The 17260-nt window shown below is 49.8% G+C and carries 12 protein-coding genes; 2 read left to right on the top strand and 10 right to left on the bottom strand.

The window, feature by feature from the left end; translation table 11 throughout:
* Positions 1–127 precede the first annotated feature (127 nt).
* Positions 128–2524: an archaeal ATPase gene (locus Q8W22_RS05715; protein ID WP_305451791.1), complete on the top strand. Its 2397-nt coding sequence runs from the start codon at positions 128–130 to the stop codon at positions 2522–2524.
* 48 nt (positions 2525–2572) lie between these two features.
* The gene (locus Q8W22_RS05710; RefSeq protein WP_305451790.1) at positions 2573–4987 is read left to right on the top strand and encodes an adenosine deaminase; all 2415 of its coding nucleotides are present in this window, start codon (positions 2573–2575) and stop codon (positions 4985–4987) included.
* 217 nt (positions 4988–5204) lie between these two features.
* On the opposite strand, the gene Q8W22_RS05705 is transcribed toward Q8W22_RS05710, so the two are convergent.
* The 10 genes from Q8W22_RS05705 to rutR form a co-directional block, all read right to left on the bottom strand.
* On the bottom strand, positions 5205–6749 hold the full coding sequence (locus Q8W22_RS05705; protein WP_305415473.1) for an esterase-like activity of phytase family protein: 1545 nt from the start codon (positions 6747–6749) through the stop codon (positions 5205–5207).
* 451 nt (positions 6750–7200) lie between these two features.
* Positions 7201–8133 carry a helix-turn-helix domain-containing protein gene (locus Q8W22_RS05700; protein ID WP_305451789.1) on the bottom strand — a complete coding sequence of 311 codons (933 nt, stop codon included), beginning with the start codon at positions 8131–8133 and terminating at the stop codon, positions 7201–7203.
* 911 nt (positions 8134–9044) lie between these two features.
* Positions 9045–9812, bottom strand: a complete 768-nt coding sequence (locus Q8W22_RS05695; RefSeq protein ID WP_303434709.1) for an SDR family NAD(P)-dependent oxidoreductase — start codon at positions 9810–9812, stop codon at positions 9045–9047.
* 51 nt (positions 9813–9863) lie between these two features.
* Complete coding sequence (locus Q8W22_RS05690) at positions 9864–10793, bottom strand: ABC transporter permease (protein WP_305451788.1); 930 nt, start codon at positions 10791–10793, stop codon at positions 9864–9866.
* Positions 10793–11887 (bottom strand): ABC transporter permease, encoded by a 1095-nt coding sequence (locus tag Q8W22_RS05685; RefSeq protein ID WP_303434707.1) that lies wholly within the window; start codon positions 11885–11887, stop codon positions 10793–10795. The genes Q8W22_RS05690 and Q8W22_RS05685 overlap by 1 nt, the downstream gene beginning before the upstream one ends.
* A complete protein-coding gene (locus Q8W22_RS05680; RefSeq protein WP_303434706.1) occupies positions 11880–13400 on the bottom strand; it encodes an ABC transporter ATP-binding protein in 1521 nt (506 codons plus the stop codon). The genes Q8W22_RS05685 and Q8W22_RS05680 overlap by 8 nt, the downstream gene beginning before the upstream one ends.
* A complete protein-coding gene (locus Q8W22_RS05675) occupies positions 13397–14491 on the bottom strand; it encodes a BMP family ABC transporter substrate-binding protein (RefSeq protein WP_303434705.1) in 1095 nt (364 codons plus the stop codon). The genes Q8W22_RS05680 and Q8W22_RS05675 overlap by 4 nt, the downstream gene beginning before the upstream one ends.
* 57 nt (positions 14492–14548) lie before the next feature.
* Complete coding sequence (locus Q8W22_RS05670; RefSeq protein WP_303434704.1) at positions 14549–14935, bottom strand: VOC family protein; 387 nt, start codon at positions 14933–14935, stop codon at positions 14549–14551.
* Between the two features lies 1 nt (position 14936).
* A complete protein-coding gene (locus tag Q8W22_RS05665; RefSeq protein WP_303434703.1) occupies positions 14937–15944 on the bottom strand; it encodes an isopenicillin N synthase family oxygenase in 1008 nt (335 codons plus the stop codon).
* A gap of 599 nt (positions 15945–16543) precedes the next feature.
* Complete coding sequence (gene rutR, locus Q8W22_RS05660; RefSeq protein WP_303434702.1) at positions 16544–17239, bottom strand: HTH-type transcriptional regulator RutR; 696 nt, start codon at positions 17237–17239, stop codon at positions 16544–16546.
* Between the last annotated feature and the right edge of the window lie 21 nt (positions 17240–17260).

The raw sequence follows: 17260 nt of genomic DNA, 5'->3' as shown, positions 1-17260 counted from the left end.
TGCTGGTCATCAGACACCTCGTTTATGGTGGCGATATTACCACCTACGTTGGTGTCCGGAATCATTGAACCACTACAAATGTCTGCCTCCAATTGATCCAACTAAGTTGCCAAGATCAGAACCGATTTTGGTTACAGTAACCGCTCGTTTGAATTATGTGGTTTCAAAAAAATTCAAAGGCTGTTGGTCATCAGATAAAAACAAACCGAACAAAGAAAAGTGGCAACAGCAACTTCAGCAACTGGAGCGTGGATTACGTTTATTGAATGATAAAGAATACAAACCAGAATATTTTAGTGAAGCTCTACAGTTGAATGCTCAACTTGAATACTCCATGGGTGGGCAGGATCTATCGGCCATCTTTGGGACGTTAGTGGAGTTGGCATGTGATATTTTGGAATGTAAAGCAATTCTTATTTCATTTGATGATATTGACACTCAGTTTGATACAGGCTGGACTGTGTTGGAGTCGATTCGAAAATTCTTTAATAGTAATAGATTGATAGTTATAGCAACAGGAGATCTTCGGCTTTATTCACAACTGATTCGGGGTAAACAATATGAAAATTATAGTCAGGTTTTATTGGAGCAGGAAAGTGAGACAAAAAGAACTGCAGAACGTGGATATATGGTCGAGCACCTTGAACAACAGTATTTGTTGAAGATATTTCCAGTTCAAAAACGAATTCAATTGAAAAACATGCTCCAATTGGTTGGTGAAAAAGGACAAGAATTAAGTGAGCATGAGGAAATACTAATAATAACAGATTCGGGTGACTCTGTAGGTATCCGTAAGGCGTTGGAAGATTCTGTTCGTGATGGTTTGAATATTAGATCTTATTCGGATTTGAATATTTATGTTGATGAGATGCTTAAACAACCTGTGCGTCTGTTAATGCAAGTTTTGCAAGACTATTACACGAAAATAAGTACTGGTGTGGATAAGCCTTTGCTTTTTCGCAATGCTTTATATGGCGCGATGTTGAGTAGTATTTATAGGGCTGGTTTAAATTATGAACAACATCGTTTTGGAATGGATTCTATTTGTAAGGATGTATTTATATATACTCGACAGGATCAAGATCTTAATACTGGATTTTATCTGAGGCCACAATCAGACTCTGAAGCCCTGAGGAATTGTTCGATATATCTTTCTGCTCAGGTTGGAGCTATTTGTCAAAGGGATTTGTCCAAAGTTCTTCAAATGCTTTTGGTTGGGTGTGGATCTATTAGCATATTTAATCAATTTGTTATGAATTTGGGGGTCTCTAAAATTCAAGGTCAGACTGATGATCAAATAGCTAATAGCTATGTCTCATATATGTCGGTAGGACGTAGAGAGAGCGCTACTCATTGGGCAAATCGATGCTGCGCTGTTATATCTGGTTATGCTAATATTGGTGTCTTTTTAGGAATGGTTCAGTTAAATCGCAAAGGTGGCAAGAAAGCAGATACATATTCGGCATTTAAGTTGAATCAGGAAAATGGTTTGGCGAAGGCTTCCATGGCAGCATCTTTGAGTTCTGTATCTGGAAGTAATTTGACAGACTATACAAGTGTTTTTAACTTGATTGGTGCGATTTCTGATTTGTCTTCTTCATATGCAGGAGAAGACGGGGAATCCAAGACCGCTTCATTTGTGAAGTCATTTAATAAAATAATATCTCAACCTACTTGTATTGTTCCGCCTTGGAAAAATGAAGCAGAGTTAGCAAAAATGAAAAGCGGCAGTGATGAAACAATCCAAGAAGATTATTTGATAGATGACGTGAGTGATAGTGATGGATACAAAAAATATTCAGGTGTAAATAATGAGTTCACAGACGCTATTGAGTCTCTTGAAAAATGGGTGGAATATGTTCATGAACATCAGAAAAATATAAAACCATCATCTATACTTATTGGTAAAATATGGACACGGTTGTATTTTAATCTTAATAATATTGCTGACAAACATAGAGTAAGACTCCACAGTGATGCTGATGGCGGTGCTATGGCAAGTCAGTCTAACGCTGCCAAAATCATGCGGTTTAATGTATTGGCTTTTCTTCATGCCGTCTTGGTTGAGGAAGATTTATATCATGCTGCAAGTGAAAAAGAATATCTTGGAAGTGGCCTTCGATTGAATCCCGTGACCTCTGTGGATGTATTTACTGAAAAGCTTGAGGAAATTAATAAAAAATTGGACAGCGCTGGGAAATCATGGGTTAGTTCTCATCCAATTTTTTATTTTCTGATAAAATGCCCACTATTACACCCATTTTTATTTCCTGTAGGGGGAATGAGTGTCGATACGATGCGTTCTAGCGAGCAGAAGTTTTATGACATCGTATTAAAAGTTCTTGGTGAGACTGATTTTCATGGATTAAGATTTGATGATTTAAATAATAGTACCAATAAATTAGAATCATCGTTTTCGATAAAAACATTGAACTGTGCAAGTATAGCTGGCGCCAAGTATGATACAAGCACTCCAAGAGGCAATTCAAAAAGTACAGGGGGTTTGAGTGATGATGCTCAATAAAATATTTATTTGTCGTGGCTTTTTAAATATATTTACAAGTGGGCAGGCATGGAAAGATATATAATCAGTTCTACCCACTTGCTACACGAATTATTGACAACCTGTTTTTCTGAAAAGATTACTGATGAGCAGGTAGAGACTTCGATATTTCTGACTCAGTATGAACTGGATAGAAATTTTCCTGATCATATTGCTAAGGCAGAGTGGTTGTCTTTACAGCAGAGCCTGAAAAGACAACATCTATCACTAGGACCTATAGCGGCGCTACGTAATATCGCCAAAATATTCGTGAAAAACGAAAAAGATGGGCCTAAGGCAGATTTAGGTTTGTATTCAACTTGGCAGACATTGATGAGCCGGATTTCTTGCTTGCCAGTCATGGCTTGTCATCAGGTTTTTAATCCTGGAGCTGCCAATCAGCAATACGATTTTCATTGGCCTCTGTATCCGTATCACCCAGGAGTGGAAGATTATATCCGCTGTGAGCAGTTGCATGAATCTCATCAGCATCTGAATGGCAGTACTAGTGCTGAGGAATGCTGGCTGGATACTTTGGCGTCTCCGGATCTCTCTGTTAAGGAGTTTGAAAAAGCATTTCATAAATTCTCGATGTTGCGTCAACTTTGTCGCCAGGTAGATTTCTCGCTGACTCCTAAGACATTGAGTATGCGTTTGAAAATAGCAGACAATATTCGGGAGATACTATGCCGAGTTGCACAAGGGATGATACTACCAGATTGGTTATCGGCTTTGGAGCACCCTGACCAGTTAAAAGAAAACAGCTTATGGCACAAACAAGAAAATGGAACAATGGAGGAATACTTTTTTACAACTTCATGGCCATCTGATAATAAATATAGCCAGATATCTGAATACTGCTTGTTGGTTAAATTGTTCGAACGCTGGAAATATGGTGCTCCGAAAGAATTGGAACGATTGTTGTGGATCTATTTACTGATTCAAAATCAGTATTTGACGTTATTAGTACAGCGTGATGACTTCTTTGGGTTTGACCAGTTTCAGAAATACACGACTACTGAATTGCGGGAGGAAACAGAAAAGACATATTTGTCGCGTTTTAAAAATGCTCATGGTAGTGGTGAACACTCTCAAACCTTTTATCTGGAGGGGCGTTTTGCACCAAAAGATACATCAGTGAAAATGCAGAAACTGTTGTTTAGTATTCTCCGTGGATATTGGGAGTATTTGTGTTTGTATAATAATAATGACTGGCCTCACACTAACCCTCTTAGTCTCTATCAGGTTTTGGATAATCTGGAAAATATAGGTGTTGATAACCGAGTTGCTCAGTTGGCTTTAGTCCCTCATTTTATCAAACAACAACAGAAAAATAATGAGGTTTACCCATACGCGATACTATTTAAAGATTTAAAAACCAGGGCAGCTATTTTGATGGAGCTGCTACAACATGACCCTCGCTTGACTCGCTGGGTACGAGGTATTGATGCTGCCGCGAATGAAATGCACGCACCACCAGAAGTCTTTGCACCTTTGTTCCGTGTATTGTCGCGAGCTGGAATCAGTCATATTACGTATCACGTCGGTGAAGACTTTCCTCATCTTATCAGTGGTGTTCGTTCAATTGATGACGCCATTCGATTTTTGCCACTTAGAAATGGTGATCGGCTGGGGCATTGCACGGCAATCGGCATCACTCCCGCTATCTGGAAGCGGTCGCTACCACCCAAGTTGGCAATCACGAAAGAAACTCGCTTGCTGGATTTGGTATTTATCTGGAGGGAATTGAAAAATCATCCTGAATTATTACGTTATGCTCATGATGCCGCAATGCAGGCAGTGCAACTGGCTCAGGAAGTTTTTGGGTTGGAAGAAGAAATATCAATCACTACACTGGATCAGCTCTTTAATTTGCGTGATTTACTACCTGAAGCTGAAGGGTTACTTGGTGAGATTGATGGACCTTTGCAGCCTGCGTCCTTGTGGACAGAAGAACATGAACGTGTGCATGAATGTTTGCGCTTAACTTATATGAAACGGCCATTAAGGTTGTATAAGGAATGGCTTAGGTCTACAGAAATTCGTGAACAGCGACAAGAATATATTGATGTTGATATGACAGCTCTACCTGATAATGCTTTGATTGTATTGCAACAGGCAGTCATGGCAAAACTTGCCCAAAAGAATATTGCCATTGAATGCCCACCGACCAGTAATACTAGAATAAGCCAATACCGTGACGTAAGTGAGCACCATATATTTCGATGGATGGGGTTGCCTGGAGAGGCGATTGACGGCGATATATCCATGTCTATTTGTCTAGGGTCAGATGATCCTGGAGTGTTTGCTGCTGATTTGAAATCCGAATTTTATCATCTGTTTGTTGTATTGACGGGAAAATTTGGTTTATCCGCTACAGAAGCATTAAGGAAAGTAGCGGAAGTAAATGAAAACGGCCGGATTTACCGATTTCATTTGAATTAGGATGACTTCATTATTTGGGTGTTAGCACAGTGTCAAGTAATGGTGTATATGTTATCAAATATAGAATTCGATATTAAATCCAATATTCTTGTCAATAAGCTATTTACTGATTGTATTTATATTTTCGGAGAAATTCCTATATAAAACTTTCTGTATGAATAAAAAACCCATATCTGCAGCGCAGATATGGGTTTTTTAAAACACTCAACCGATTATATTAAAGATCCAGGTCTTCAATAATATAGACGGTGTTGGCATCAATCTCGGTTTGTCCTGCGTCCAGGTATTTTTGTTCCAGCACGCCGCTGGTTGACCAGGTTGCAAAGTCATCATCATTGATAACAGCAATGGTTGAATCGTTAATCAGCCACATGCCTTCAAGCTTGTCGTGCGGGTATTGAACTTCTGCCACCAAATCAACCAGGAAGGTTTTGGTAACCGGTGTAATGGTATTTAAACCTGTCCAGCCTTCATTCAGTACAACTTCTTCCAGAGTTTGTCCGTCTTTGGTTAACCCAAGCTCGGCATCCTGAACCCATGATCCTGAATCGGTAATGCTTTCCAGGTCGGTAGCGTTACTGATATCAATTTTATACAGGTATTTCATGGCGCTGGCATCGGAGGCGAAGAAAGCACCATCACGTTCGATCACAACAAATTCAGTGGCGCTGAGAGCAACAATACCCGACTGGGAGTTTTGTGTTTTCTCCTGGCGGTAGAGGTACTGCGCCACGCTGCCTGTTTCTGTATTGACTGTAACAATACGCACGATATCCAGGTCTTTTACTGCGCTGCTTGGGTTATACATGGTGGATTGCATGATGCCGACCAGTGTTTTTTCATCTGGTGTTACGGCTAAACCTTCCATGCCGCGATTGGCTCGGCGATTGGAAAATTCTGCAGGCAGATTGATCGATACGCGGTCATCATCGGCAAAGGCATTAATACGATCGATTTCATTACCGTCAGCGTCGAAGTGAACCATGTGTGGGCCATATTCGTCGCTTACCCAGAAGGTACCATCAGAAAGCGCGACCATGCCTTCGCCATCCAGTCCATAATCATCCAGCAGGATAGGATTGGTCGTTTCATCGTAAGGCTGGCTCATATCTTCACGAAGCACTTCGACAGTGCCATCGTCCAATACGGCGTAAGGTGTTTCACCGGTACCGCCTAGCGCGGAGTTATTGGGCAAGCCGGTTATTAAGGTGCCGTCTGGACGTTTTAATAGAGTTTCCTGGATCAGTTTTACATCGCCATTGTCCTGAATTTCAAATAAGCCGATGCGTGGAGTGTAATCTTCTACCGGGAATATTTTACCGGTACCCTGGTCGCCAGTGTAAACAGCGTTTGGTCCACGGTCGGTCAGGGCATAAAACTGGCTGGCATTGGTTGGGTGCTTAACCATGTCAGAGCCGTAGCCGCCATTACGAATCTCGAACAGAGCGCCCGGTTTTGCACCGTCTTCAATGTCGCTACGTAATACGGTGTAGGGTAATGTCGAGCCATTGACACCAACGGTATTTGCGTCGCAATCATACGTTGTCTGAGCCACTTCGCTCTCTGACAGGGTGCCATCGGCATCGGCATCCAAACCGGATTCGATTTTTACACCACCAAATACACACTCATTATCGCCAAATGCAACCAGCTCATGGTTTACCAGGCTGTTGAAACCTTCGTTTCCATTGTCGCCGTCATCTCCGGCACATGCAGTCAGCAAACCGAATACAGTTAATGAAATTATCCTTTTCTTGAACATGTTCTGATTCCTAGGGTGTGAGAAATCGACGCATGGTAGTGACGGGTTCTTACAAACAAACGACATATTTATTACAAATATAATTATAAATATATCGATTTGACATCAAGGTTTAATATAGTTCTGAGGTTGAATTTTTCTGTGCCGTTTGTTTTTTATAAATCGCCATAAATGCAAACAAATGGTCGGATTTGTCATATTGGCTTTATTGGTCTGAGATATTTGAAGCGATATAAAGGAATATGGTAGCCGTTTTGTCTTTTATTTGTGCTGGTCAGGGTTCTGTCCGGTTGTGAATATTTTCGGCGTTATCTGCGAGATATCTGCTGGCATGTCTGCGTTTGACAGCAGGCATCACGTTTTTGGGTTTGGGTTCCGGTCTTCTGGTTTGGGTTCCTCTGGATTGGGTCTGCTGCCATCGGTGGCCGGAGTGGTTACAGCCAGAGCGGAGTCAGGCAATGGCCCGGCGCAGGGTGCTGGAAGGTGATTCACCAAACAGGGCGGTGTAGTCACGGGCAAAGCGGCCAAGGTGCAAAAAATGCCAGCGCATGGCTGCTTCCGTGACGGTGATGGTGTGATACGGAGGGTGAAGCAAGAGTGCGCGTACCCGGTTAAGACGAAACAGGCGCAGGTAGGTATTGGGAGACATTCCCAGCTGAGTCTTGAAGCTGTATTGCAGGGTACGTTCACTGACACTGGTTTCGCGACACAGATCGACAATACCTGGGCTGGCGTCGGCATTGGGTACCGCTTCCAGATAAGCACAAACATGATGCACCAGCCGGACAGCCCGACGGCGGCTACTGATGCTGGAGTGCATGATATCCGGCTGCGGCCGTGACGACTGCAACATCATCATCAGGTTGTCGGTGAGGTAGCGTTCTATACCCGCAGGGGTCAGGCACGGCTGACCGAGGCTTATGTGGTGCAGCAACTGGTTGATATGCTGATCCAGCTGAGCCTGTCCCGGGGTTTCAAGGCACATCAGCTCAGGGGTGTCGGGGCCTTCCCGGCGCTCAGGGTCAATAATCATCATCTGTTGCTGAAAATGCTCCTGATCGAAGCGAAAATACACCGTTTCGGCTTCACCACCGACATGCACATCCGCCTCGGTTCCGGCAGGGATCAGAAACAGCGCCTTATGGTTGGCCTGATATTCAGAGACCCGGGCGGTATCGAGGGTGCCGCGGACATAGGAAAGAGTGCAATATTTCTTATCCATGGTGAAACGTTTGTGCACTGTGCAGTTCTGGCGCTCGATCACCATCTTGATGCCCGGCAGATTGAGTTCCTGATAGCGCCCGGCATAGCGACCGCTGCTGACCTGATCAATTGAAATCGGTAGCCAGTCTTGTACCAGCGCCTGCTCCGACGCATCTTGCACTGCAAGATTCTGGAAGTGTATATCAGCGGCTGTGTTCAAGCCGTGGCGAGTCGCAGCGAAGGGCTCTGTTGATGTAATGAGTGCCGGGGTGAGAGCGGAATCATGACAGTCCATAAGCATTGGGGTCGGGTGATGAATGGGTGTTTTCAGAGTAATGGATAAGTCATCTTGCCCGTAAAATCGGACGGATTTTGGACTTTATAGAAAGGTTGTGAAGCAGCCGGAGAATATTGCGTAACCATTCTTTTGACTGATGTGGTGGGTGTTTTTTTTCCTTATATTCGACAGGTTTTGCCAGTCTTTAGTCTCAGATATATCAGGCCCGGTTATGGCGCTGCCCAATCCGGTTTTATATCGAATACCCTGGTTTTTATTGTTTATATTGTGCGTCGGTAATGAGTGCAGCCCATGGCCAAAGTGGCCTGGGCGGGAATATTCGTGGCGCGATGACCTGAAGCTGGAACCAATGCAGTTCCAGTGGCTTGCCACAACCGCGTGATGTTCATGCCAATCGCCCGACATCGTGACGCAGTTGTGTTGAATAGGGGGCCGAAATCCGTTTCAACCAGCTCTAAAACCTGTTTGTTGCCAGCGCTCGGGCGATTGATTGCCTTGCTGGACTTGTTCGGGTGTTCTGGCGACGGGTTATCGCATTACCCTTGCCAATATTACAAGCATGAAACAGGCCAATGCTTTATTTTTTGCCACCGTGCCCATAATAACGGCAGGATCGCTTTCTGAGCGATATTGCATGTGTTATTGGCCGCGGATGACACACCAAAAAAGGGCAATGCGGTTAGTGCAGTGCCCTTCAGGGAGGCAGGTGATTTGCGGAATCTATCGGTTTGCGCCCCGTATGGCGATCACCGCAGGGATGATCACCGGGGCCGCAAGTTCCTGTTCGCAAATATCTATTCGGCGGGGTCGCGGTGAATGGCGTAAGGGCCCCAGGCCTGGCGGACGGGGACGATTTCCATGCGGTTGATGTTCATATGTACCGGCAGGGCGGCGATATAGGCGACCTGTTCGGCAACATCATTGGCGGTTAATGGCACGGTGTCCTGATATACGGCATCGGCGGCATCGGCATCTCCGGCGTTACGTACCAGGCTGAATTCGGTTTCGGCGATACCCGGTGACAGGTCGGTAACGCGTACTCCGGTGCCTTGCAGGTCGCAGCGCAGGTTAAAAGAAAACTGTTGCACAAAGGCCTTGCTGGCGCCGTAAACGTGGCTGCCCGGGTAAGGATTGCCCGCTGCGGTGGAGCCGATATTGATAACACTGGCTCCAACACCCCATTCGATCAGTCGTGGCAGTACCGCGTGGGTGACGTTGACCAGGCCGGTGATATTGGTGTCGATCATGGTGTGCCAGTCGGCCAGGTCGGATTGCTGCGCCGGGCCGGGGGCCAAGGCCAGACCGGCGTTGTTGACCAGTAATTGAATACCGGCAAAAGCGTCGGGTAATTCATCAATAGCGTGCTTGACGGCGTCGGCATCCCGTACGTCCATTTTCAAAGCCAATACGGGCGTAGTCGAAGACAGTTCGTCGGCGAGGGCGTCGAGGCGTTCCTGACGACGACCACAAATAATCAGTGGCCAACCTTGTGCGGCCAAATGGCGGGCACTGGCGGCACCGAAACCGGAAGTGGCTCCAGTAATCAAAGCTACACCTTTCATGCAAATATCCTGTTGTCTGTAGTGTGTCTGTAATAGGGTGAGCACGCCGCTTCAGCGGCGCTCTTCACGAATAAAGGGTTCGCCCAGCGCACCGGGCTGGCTGCTGTTATCACGGCTGGCAACGGCCACCCAGATCATTACGCCAAGGGTGACAGCATAGGGCGTCATAAAGACAAAATATTGTGGCAGGCGAATGCCGGAGGCGGCCATCTGTGGAATCAGCGCTTCGATACAGCCAAACAGCACCGCCCCGGCGAGGGCTTTCCAGGGAGACCAACGGGCAAAAATCACCAGTGCGACGGCAATCCAGCCGCGTCCACCGACCATATCCGCCAGCCACATCTTGGTGCTTAATACCGAAATATAGGCACCGGCCAGACCAATCAGGGCTGACCCGGCGGCAATTGCAGCACAGCGGTAAGCCAATACCGGAATCCCGGCGGCGTCGGCGGCCTGGGGGTTTTCACCCACGGCACGCAAGCGTAAACCGAGTACAGTGCGGTTCAGTACCAGCACCACCAACAGGAAGATAATAGGCGTCAGATAGACCACCGGGTCCTGAATAAACAGTTTGCCGAGAACAGGCAGTTCCGACAGCGGCCATAACGACAGGTCTGAGAGGCCGGACACAGGTCGGCTGGTCCAGTTCATCAAGGTGCCACACAGCCCGGTCAGACCCTGGCAGAAGAACACCAGCGCCAGCCCGGCAATCACCTGGTTAATACGCATGATCAGCACCATCAGGGCGAATAGCTGCGATACCACGGCGGCGGCGATCATCGCCATGATCAAGGCGGCAACGGTGGAGCCGTCAGTCATCAGGGAAGCACCGATGCCGGACATGGCACCGACCAGCATCAAACCTTCAGCACCCAGGGCCAGAACTCCGGAGCGTTCAATAATGATCAGCCCCAGGGCTGCCAATGCAAAAGGCACGGCAAAGTCGGGGATATTACCGATCCAGCTTGCGATCAGGCTCATCAGCTCTGCCCTCCTTGAATACGGCGAATACGGTGACGAATAAAGAACTCGGAAGAGGCAACACAAATCACCAGAATGGCCTGGATCAGCTGCACCATGGAGAAAGGAATCTGGTAGAACACCTGCAAACTGCGACCTGCGACAAACAGTGTCGCGACCAACAGCGCCACTACGGTGGCGGCGATCGGTTGGTTACGGGCCAGAAAGGCAATCAGGATTCCCGAGAAGCCATAGCCAACGTAGAACGAATGGGTCAGGCGGCCTTCCTGTCCGGCAGTAATCATAAAACCGGCCAGCCCGGCCAGCGCTCCGGACAACAGTACGGTACCAAGGATTACCCGATTAACCGGCACCCCCACGGCACGGGCCACACCGGGACTGTTGTCGACAAAACGCAGGTACAGCCCAGCCCGGGAGACGTTGGTAAACCAGAGCACCAGAAAGGCAACCAGGGTGGCCAGCACAATCGCCAGGCTGAGTCCGTCAAAGACATCGGGCAGGCGTTCGAATACCCGGTACTGAGGGGAGTAGGGGAAATTGTCACGGGGGTCTTTCCAGTCGCCGTATACCAGATGCAGCAAGAAATTCAGCGCGATGTAGTTGAGCATCAGGGTCGAAATGATTTCGTTCACCTTGAGGTGCAGCTTCAGTAATACCGGCGCCAGCGCCCAGATCAGGCCACAGACCACGGCACTGAGCAGCATCAAGGGCAAGCGCATCGACGGTGGCCCGATCTCGAACAGCGAAATCGCAGTCGCGCCGATAGCTCCCCAGATCATCTGCCCTTCCAGGCCGAGGTTCCAGAACCGCGCCCGGAACGCAACGCAGCCAGCCAGGCCGACCATAATCAGCGGCGCGGCCTGAAACAGCACGGCCCGCAGGCTTTGTGCATCAAACAGCGTCAGAATAACAAACTCATTGAGCAGTTCGCCCGCAGGCACTCCGGCCACCACCAGAATCGCTGCTGAAATCAGCAGGCCGACCAGCAAGGCCAGGGCAATCACTAGCGCCTGCCAGTACCAGGCCATCTGCTGACGTACTTCCAGCGTATAACGCCGTGCCAGCAAGGGTTGAAAATTCGTTGCATCAAACATGGTTCACCATGGCTTGCCCAATTGCCTGACGGTCTGCCGGTTGGGCAAACTCGCCGATAATACGTCCTGCTGACATCACGCCAATGCGATCTGCCAGCGCCATTACTTCATCCAGGTCTTCGCTGATCAGCAACACGGCTGCTCCGGCATCCCGGGCGCTGCGCAAGCGCTGGTGTACGGCCAGAGTGGCGCGCACATCCAGCCCCCGGCTGGGGCTGTGAACAATCACCAGTTGTGGCTGGCGGCTGAACTCGCGAGCGATCACCAGTTTCTGGGCGTTGCCACCCGACAGCAGCGCGGCTTTCTGTTGCAGTGAGCGCACCCCCTGGACATCAAATTCGCTGACGGCGGCGGCGGTATCGGCTTCGATCCGGCGGCGGCGCAGAAACCAGAACGGCCCGTACCGGCCGCTGTGAATCTCGCCCATGGCGAAGTTGTCACTGATCGACAGCGGTGCAGCCAGGGCGGCGGAATAACGGTCAGCGGGAATACAGGCAATACCCAGTTCGCGCCGTCGGCTGGCGCTGAGGTCGCGCAAATCGCCTTCACCAACCAGCTGCATCGAGCCGCTGACCGGTTCTGGCAGGCCCATCAAGGCTCCGGCCAGTTCGCTTTGACCGTTACCGCCCACCCCGGCAATGCCGTAGATTTCTCCGGCGTGCAGGCTCAGGTTAACGCCGCGCAGTATCGGCGCATTGGGATTGGTTGAGCACAGCTCGCTGACTTCCAGCTTGACCTCACCGGCTGCCCGGCTGGCAGGAACCTGGGGTGGGGTCGGGGCGTCGCCAACGGTCAGCTTGACCAGCTCGCCAACCGTTACCGATTGCGGCTTGAGGCTGGCGACGGTGCGACCGGTACGCATGACCGTCACTTCGTCGGCGTAGCGCATAACGTCGTTCATCTTGTGCGTCACCAGAATGACCGCAGCGCCTTCCTGGTGAGCAAAATTCTGTACCGTGGTCAGCAGGTTTTCTGCTTCCGCATCGGTGAGTACGGCGGTTGGTTCATCCAGAATCAGGATGCGGGCACCGGCCAGCAGCACTTTGAGAATCTCAACGCGCTGCTGTTCGGCGACCGACAGCTGATCGACCCGCGCAAACGGGTCAATGGTAAACCCCAGCCTGGCCGCCGTGGTCTTGATCTCCTCGGCGGTTTGCTGCAGACGTTGGCGGAAACTGAGGGCCTGGTCATTACGCAGGCCCAACAGAATGTTTTCCGCCACGCTGAAGGGTTTAACCAGCTTGAAATGCTGATGCACCATGCCGATACCCTGGGTGGATGCATCCAGTGGCCCCTTGAGGCGCACCAGGTTGTCATCAATGAACAGCGATCCGGTTTCTGGTGCGTACAGTCCGGCAGCAATGTTCATCAGTGATGACTTGCCAGCGCCATTCTCGCCCAGCAAGGCATGGACCTCGCCCCATCGAGCTGTAAAGGAAGCCTCGGAAAGAGCCTTGAAGCCGTCAAAGGATTTGCTGACGGCATCGAGTTGGATCGCGTTCTTGTTGCTCATTGCTGGGTAACCACGCCCTTGACGAACCAGTCCATGGACCACAGTTCCCCATCAGACAGACTTTCGCCTTTGGCTGCCTTGATGTTGCCATCACGATCCGAGATTGGCCCGGCGTAGATCAGCTTGTCACCTTTCAGCAGTTCGTCACGAGCGGCCATGATTTTGGCTTCATCTTCTTTGCTGATAATGTCGCTGCCACAGCAGGAGACGTCGGTACCGCCTTCTTCCATCGACAGCAGCGCGCCATGTTCGGCTGGCTGCCAGCCACCGGCCATGATTTTTTTCAGTTCAGGGGCAAGGAAACGATCCCAGACCCAAACCGAAGAACACACGGTCGCTTTCGGGGCAAACTCGCTCATATCACGGTGGTGACCGGTGCCATAGACGCCACGTTCTTGTGCGACGATCTGTGGGGTCGGGCTGTCCACGTGCTGGCCAATTACATCAGCACCCTGGTCAATCAGCGCTGTTGCCGCTGCGCGTTCCTTGACCGGGTCGTTCCAGGCTCCGGTGTAGATAACGGTGACGGTGGCGTCCGGGTTGATTTGCTGGGCACCCATGGCGAAGGCGTTAACGGTCCAGTTAACCTGGCCAAACGGGTTGGCGGCAACAAATCCGAGCTTGCCGGTCGGTGAAGCGGCACCGGCTGCCATGCCACACAGGTACTGGCTTTCGTAGGTACGGCCGTAGAAGGATTCAAGGTTGTCTGAATTGGTGGTACCGGAACCGTTCAGGAATGCGACATCCGGGTACTTGTCGGCCAGTTCCTTGAAGGTATCGGAGTAACCAAAGGCGGTACCGATAATGATGTTGGAGCCACGCTGGATCAGACGCTCAACGGTGGGTTTGATCGCGGAGGCTGTTTCCGGGACGCTTTCCACGTACTGGATTTTCTGGTCGATATCGTCTTCCAGACGCTGGCGTGCTTCGTCGAAGGCCTGAGTCCAGCCGCCATCGTTACGCGGGCTGATATACAGCATGGCGATTTTCGCCGGGCCTTTCAGGGTAAAACCAGCATCTTCCGCTGACACGGAGGTCGTCATGGCGCATGCGGCCAGGGCACATAATGTGCCCGTGAGCAGTTTCTTCATTGTCACAATCCTTCTTGCGGTGAGTCGTTGGAGGTCGTGCGGTAGGTAGAGCCCTGCTTAAAGCATGTGGTTGATACGGAAGACATTGCCTTCCGGGTCAAGCAAAACGGCCTGATACCAGTTGTAGTACGTGGTATAGGGAGCCTTGATCATGGTCGCGCCTGCAGCACAGGCGATCGGTACCATACGGTCGACCTCTTCGGGACTGTCGACGTCGATATTCAGTAAAAACTTGCAGCCGGAGGTGTCGGCGTACTCGCTCAGGTGCAGCAATTCGTAGGCATCCAGCGCATTGAAGCCGATGCAGCAGCTGCCGGCATCGATGCCACGAAATATCGGCGAGCGGATGGCTTCCACTTCCGGGAAGTCGAAGACGCGCTGATAAAAACCACTCAGGGCGACGATGTCTTTGGCGAATACGTTGACGTAAGAAAGTGTGCTCATATCAGGCTACCTTGTTGCCGCCAAAGGTGGTTTGGCGGACGAATTTGGATTGCAGATGGTCGCCGGAGCTAACCGGGGCGTAGCGAGGTTCTTCGCCTTCTGGCACACAGCTGGGCAAGCACTCCACCATGACGTCGTAGTTCGGCTGGTGGAAGAACACCAGTGACTGGCGTTGCTGGTCGCCGTCGACGTCTTCCGGAGGATTCACCACCCGGTGCAGGGTTGAGATCCATTGGTCGTTGGTCCACTGCATCATCAGGTCGCCAATGTTGACGACAAAACCGTCTTCCACATAAGGCACATCGACCCATTCGCCTTCGCGGTTGCAAACTTGCAGACCACCCTGGGCGCTGTCGGGTTTGACGATGGTGAGGCTGCCATAATCGGAGTGAGCACCGGCCCGTAACTGACCTTCTTCGATGCCTTCTTTCAAGTGCGGATAACGCAGGCTGCGGAACATACTGATGTGCTTGTCGATCTTGTCGTCGAAAAAGGTCTCTGGCATTTCCAGTGACAGGGCAAAAATACGCATCACGCTGCGGGCCAGGTCGCCCATGGCAGCAAAATATTCCGCGTACGCTTCCTCAAATCCAGGCAGCGTTGTCGGCCAGACATTGGGGGCAAAATGCGGCCCGGCCATGGCTTCGGAGTAATAAGGTTCATCCGGCACATTCAATGGCCCGATGGAGAAGGATTCTTTCAGGTCGCCCGGAGCGGCTTCTTCCATGGAGTACGACAGGCTCTCTTCTGCTACCGCGCTGTAGCCGCGCACCATGTCGGGACGGGGACGGTTGGCTTTGCGTTTTTCTTCCATGGGCAGGTCGAAGAAGCGGCTGGTCAGTTTGCTGACCCGCTCGATCAGCTCTGCAGGGATCTGGTGTTGGGTAATGACCAGGAAACCAATATCCCGGCAAGCCTGATTCACGGCCTTGGCCACGCTGGCCTTGCCTTCGGCCGTGCCATCAAAATAAGGGCCAAGATCGATGATAGGAACATATTGAAGCGTCATACGATTGCATCCTCCGACTGAAATTCAGGTACTGATTTGATCAGTTACCTGATCTGAAGAATCCGCAGGCGATACCAATCGCCCACCGTTTCCGAACAAAGAAACAAAAGCAGCAACTATGCCAATAAGAAATTTATGTTAGATAACAATGATTTATGTCTTTTTTGATACTTAGTTTTTATCAAATGGTCTGAATTAGAGCACTCGGTTTGTGCGGGAGGCCCGAAAACAGGGCGAGATAATCGTGACTTTGGCAGGAGTTCAGAAGATCGGGATAAATAACCCTTTAAACATAAAGGTTAATGGGTAAAAAACAGCCAATGGGAATAATAGAAAGGCATTGTGACACCGGTATTATGGGCATGGATGCCTTGGAATTGGCAGCACAAACGGCCATGAAAATAACCAGCAAGACACAGTTGCCACTTTGATCCATATCATTGATTTATAAAAAGTTATCTATTAAGCAACAAGGAAAAACAGCCAAGGCAAGAGCGCAGTGACAGCATGCTGTCTGACCCATATGGGTTTTGGGTCAGACTCTGCACCGTGATTGGACAGGGCAAGGATAAAAGAAGACAGCGGGATCTTGGCTGGTCTCAGGGGCGCGGGCAAATGCCTTGCAGCACCAGCATTTTGAGATTGGCGAGGGTTTCCGCAAAAAAGTCGGGATCATCCAGGGTGTGACCCGCCACGGCTTCTACCTGTACGCGGAAGTCGGCGTAATGCTGTGTGGTTGCCCACAGGGAAAAAATCAGATGATGCGGTTCTATCGGGGCCAGTTTGCCCGCTTCTATCCAGGCATTAATCACCGCGACCCGGGATTCGACGGTGTCCCGCAGGGAAGAGCTCAGCTCATTCAGCAATAGAGGGGCACCTTGAATCATTTCCAGACAAAACAGGCGGGACTCTGCCGGATGATCCCGTGACAGCTCCAGCTTGACCTGAAGATAGGCGCCAATGGCTTCCACCGGGTCCTGTTCGATGTGGAACTCCTGCAAGGGCCGCAACCAGATATCCATCAACTGACGCAATACATTCAGGTACAGATCTTCTTTGGAGGCGAAGTAATACAGTAGGTTGGTTTTGGATACATCGGCCTGGCTGGCCACTTTATCGAGGCTGGTACCGTGCAGGCCATAGCGTGAAAACACATCCAGGGCAGCGTCCATAATAGCGGCTCGTTTGGTTTCCATCAGGCGTTTGCGCCTGCTCAAGGTTGCTTCACTCGGGACCCGGCTACGGGCTTTCGGCTTCTTTGCGGGCGTTGCCGTCCGCTGTATCTGCTTGTTCACTCTGCTTACCGTTTGTTCCTT

This window comes from Oceanobacter sp. 1_MG-2023 (genome assembly GCF_030689025.1).
GTDB lineage: Bacteria > Pseudomonadota > Gammaproteobacteria > Pseudomonadales > Oceanobacteraceae > Oceanobacter.
This window is presented reverse-complemented; position numbering and strand designations above follow the sequence as displayed.

Excerpts from the sequence above, each read along its gene's own strand:
- Q8W22_RS05710 (WP_305451790.1), top strand. The coding sequence starts at position 2,573 with ATGGAAAGATATATAATCAGTTCTACCCACTTGCTACACGAATTATTG.
- Q8W22_RS05705 (WP_305415473.1), bottom strand. The coding sequence starts at position 6,749 with ATGTTCAAGAAAAGGATAATTTCATTAACTGTATTCGGTTTGCTGACT.
- Q8W22_RS05695 (WP_303434709.1), bottom strand. The coding sequence starts at position 9,812 with ATGAAAGGTGTAGCTTTGATTACTGGAGCCACTTCCGGTTTCGGTGCC.
- Q8W22_RS05690 (WP_305451788.1), bottom strand. The coding sequence starts at position 10,793 with ATGAGCCTGATCGCAAGCTGGATCGGTAATATCCCCGACTTTGCCGTG.
- Q8W22_RS05685 (WP_303434707.1), bottom strand. The coding sequence starts at position 11,887 with ATGTTTGATGCAACGAATTTTCAACCCTTGCTGGCACGGCGTTATACG.
- Q8W22_RS05680 (WP_303434706.1), bottom strand. The coding sequence starts at position 13,400 with ATGAGCAACAAGAACGCGATCCAACTCGATGCCGTCAGCAAATCCTTT.
- Q8W22_RS05675 (WP_303434705.1), bottom strand. The coding sequence starts at position 14,491 with ATGAAGAAACTGCTCACGGGCACATTATGTGCCCTGGCCGCATGCGCC.
- Q8W22_RS05670 (WP_303434704.1), bottom strand. The coding sequence starts at position 14,935 with ATGAGCACACTTTCTTACGTCAACGTATTCGCCAAAGACATCGTCGCC.
- Q8W22_RS05665 (WP_303434703.1), bottom strand. The coding sequence starts at position 15,944 with ATGACGCTTCAATATGTTCCTATCATCGATCTTGGCCCTTATTTTGAT.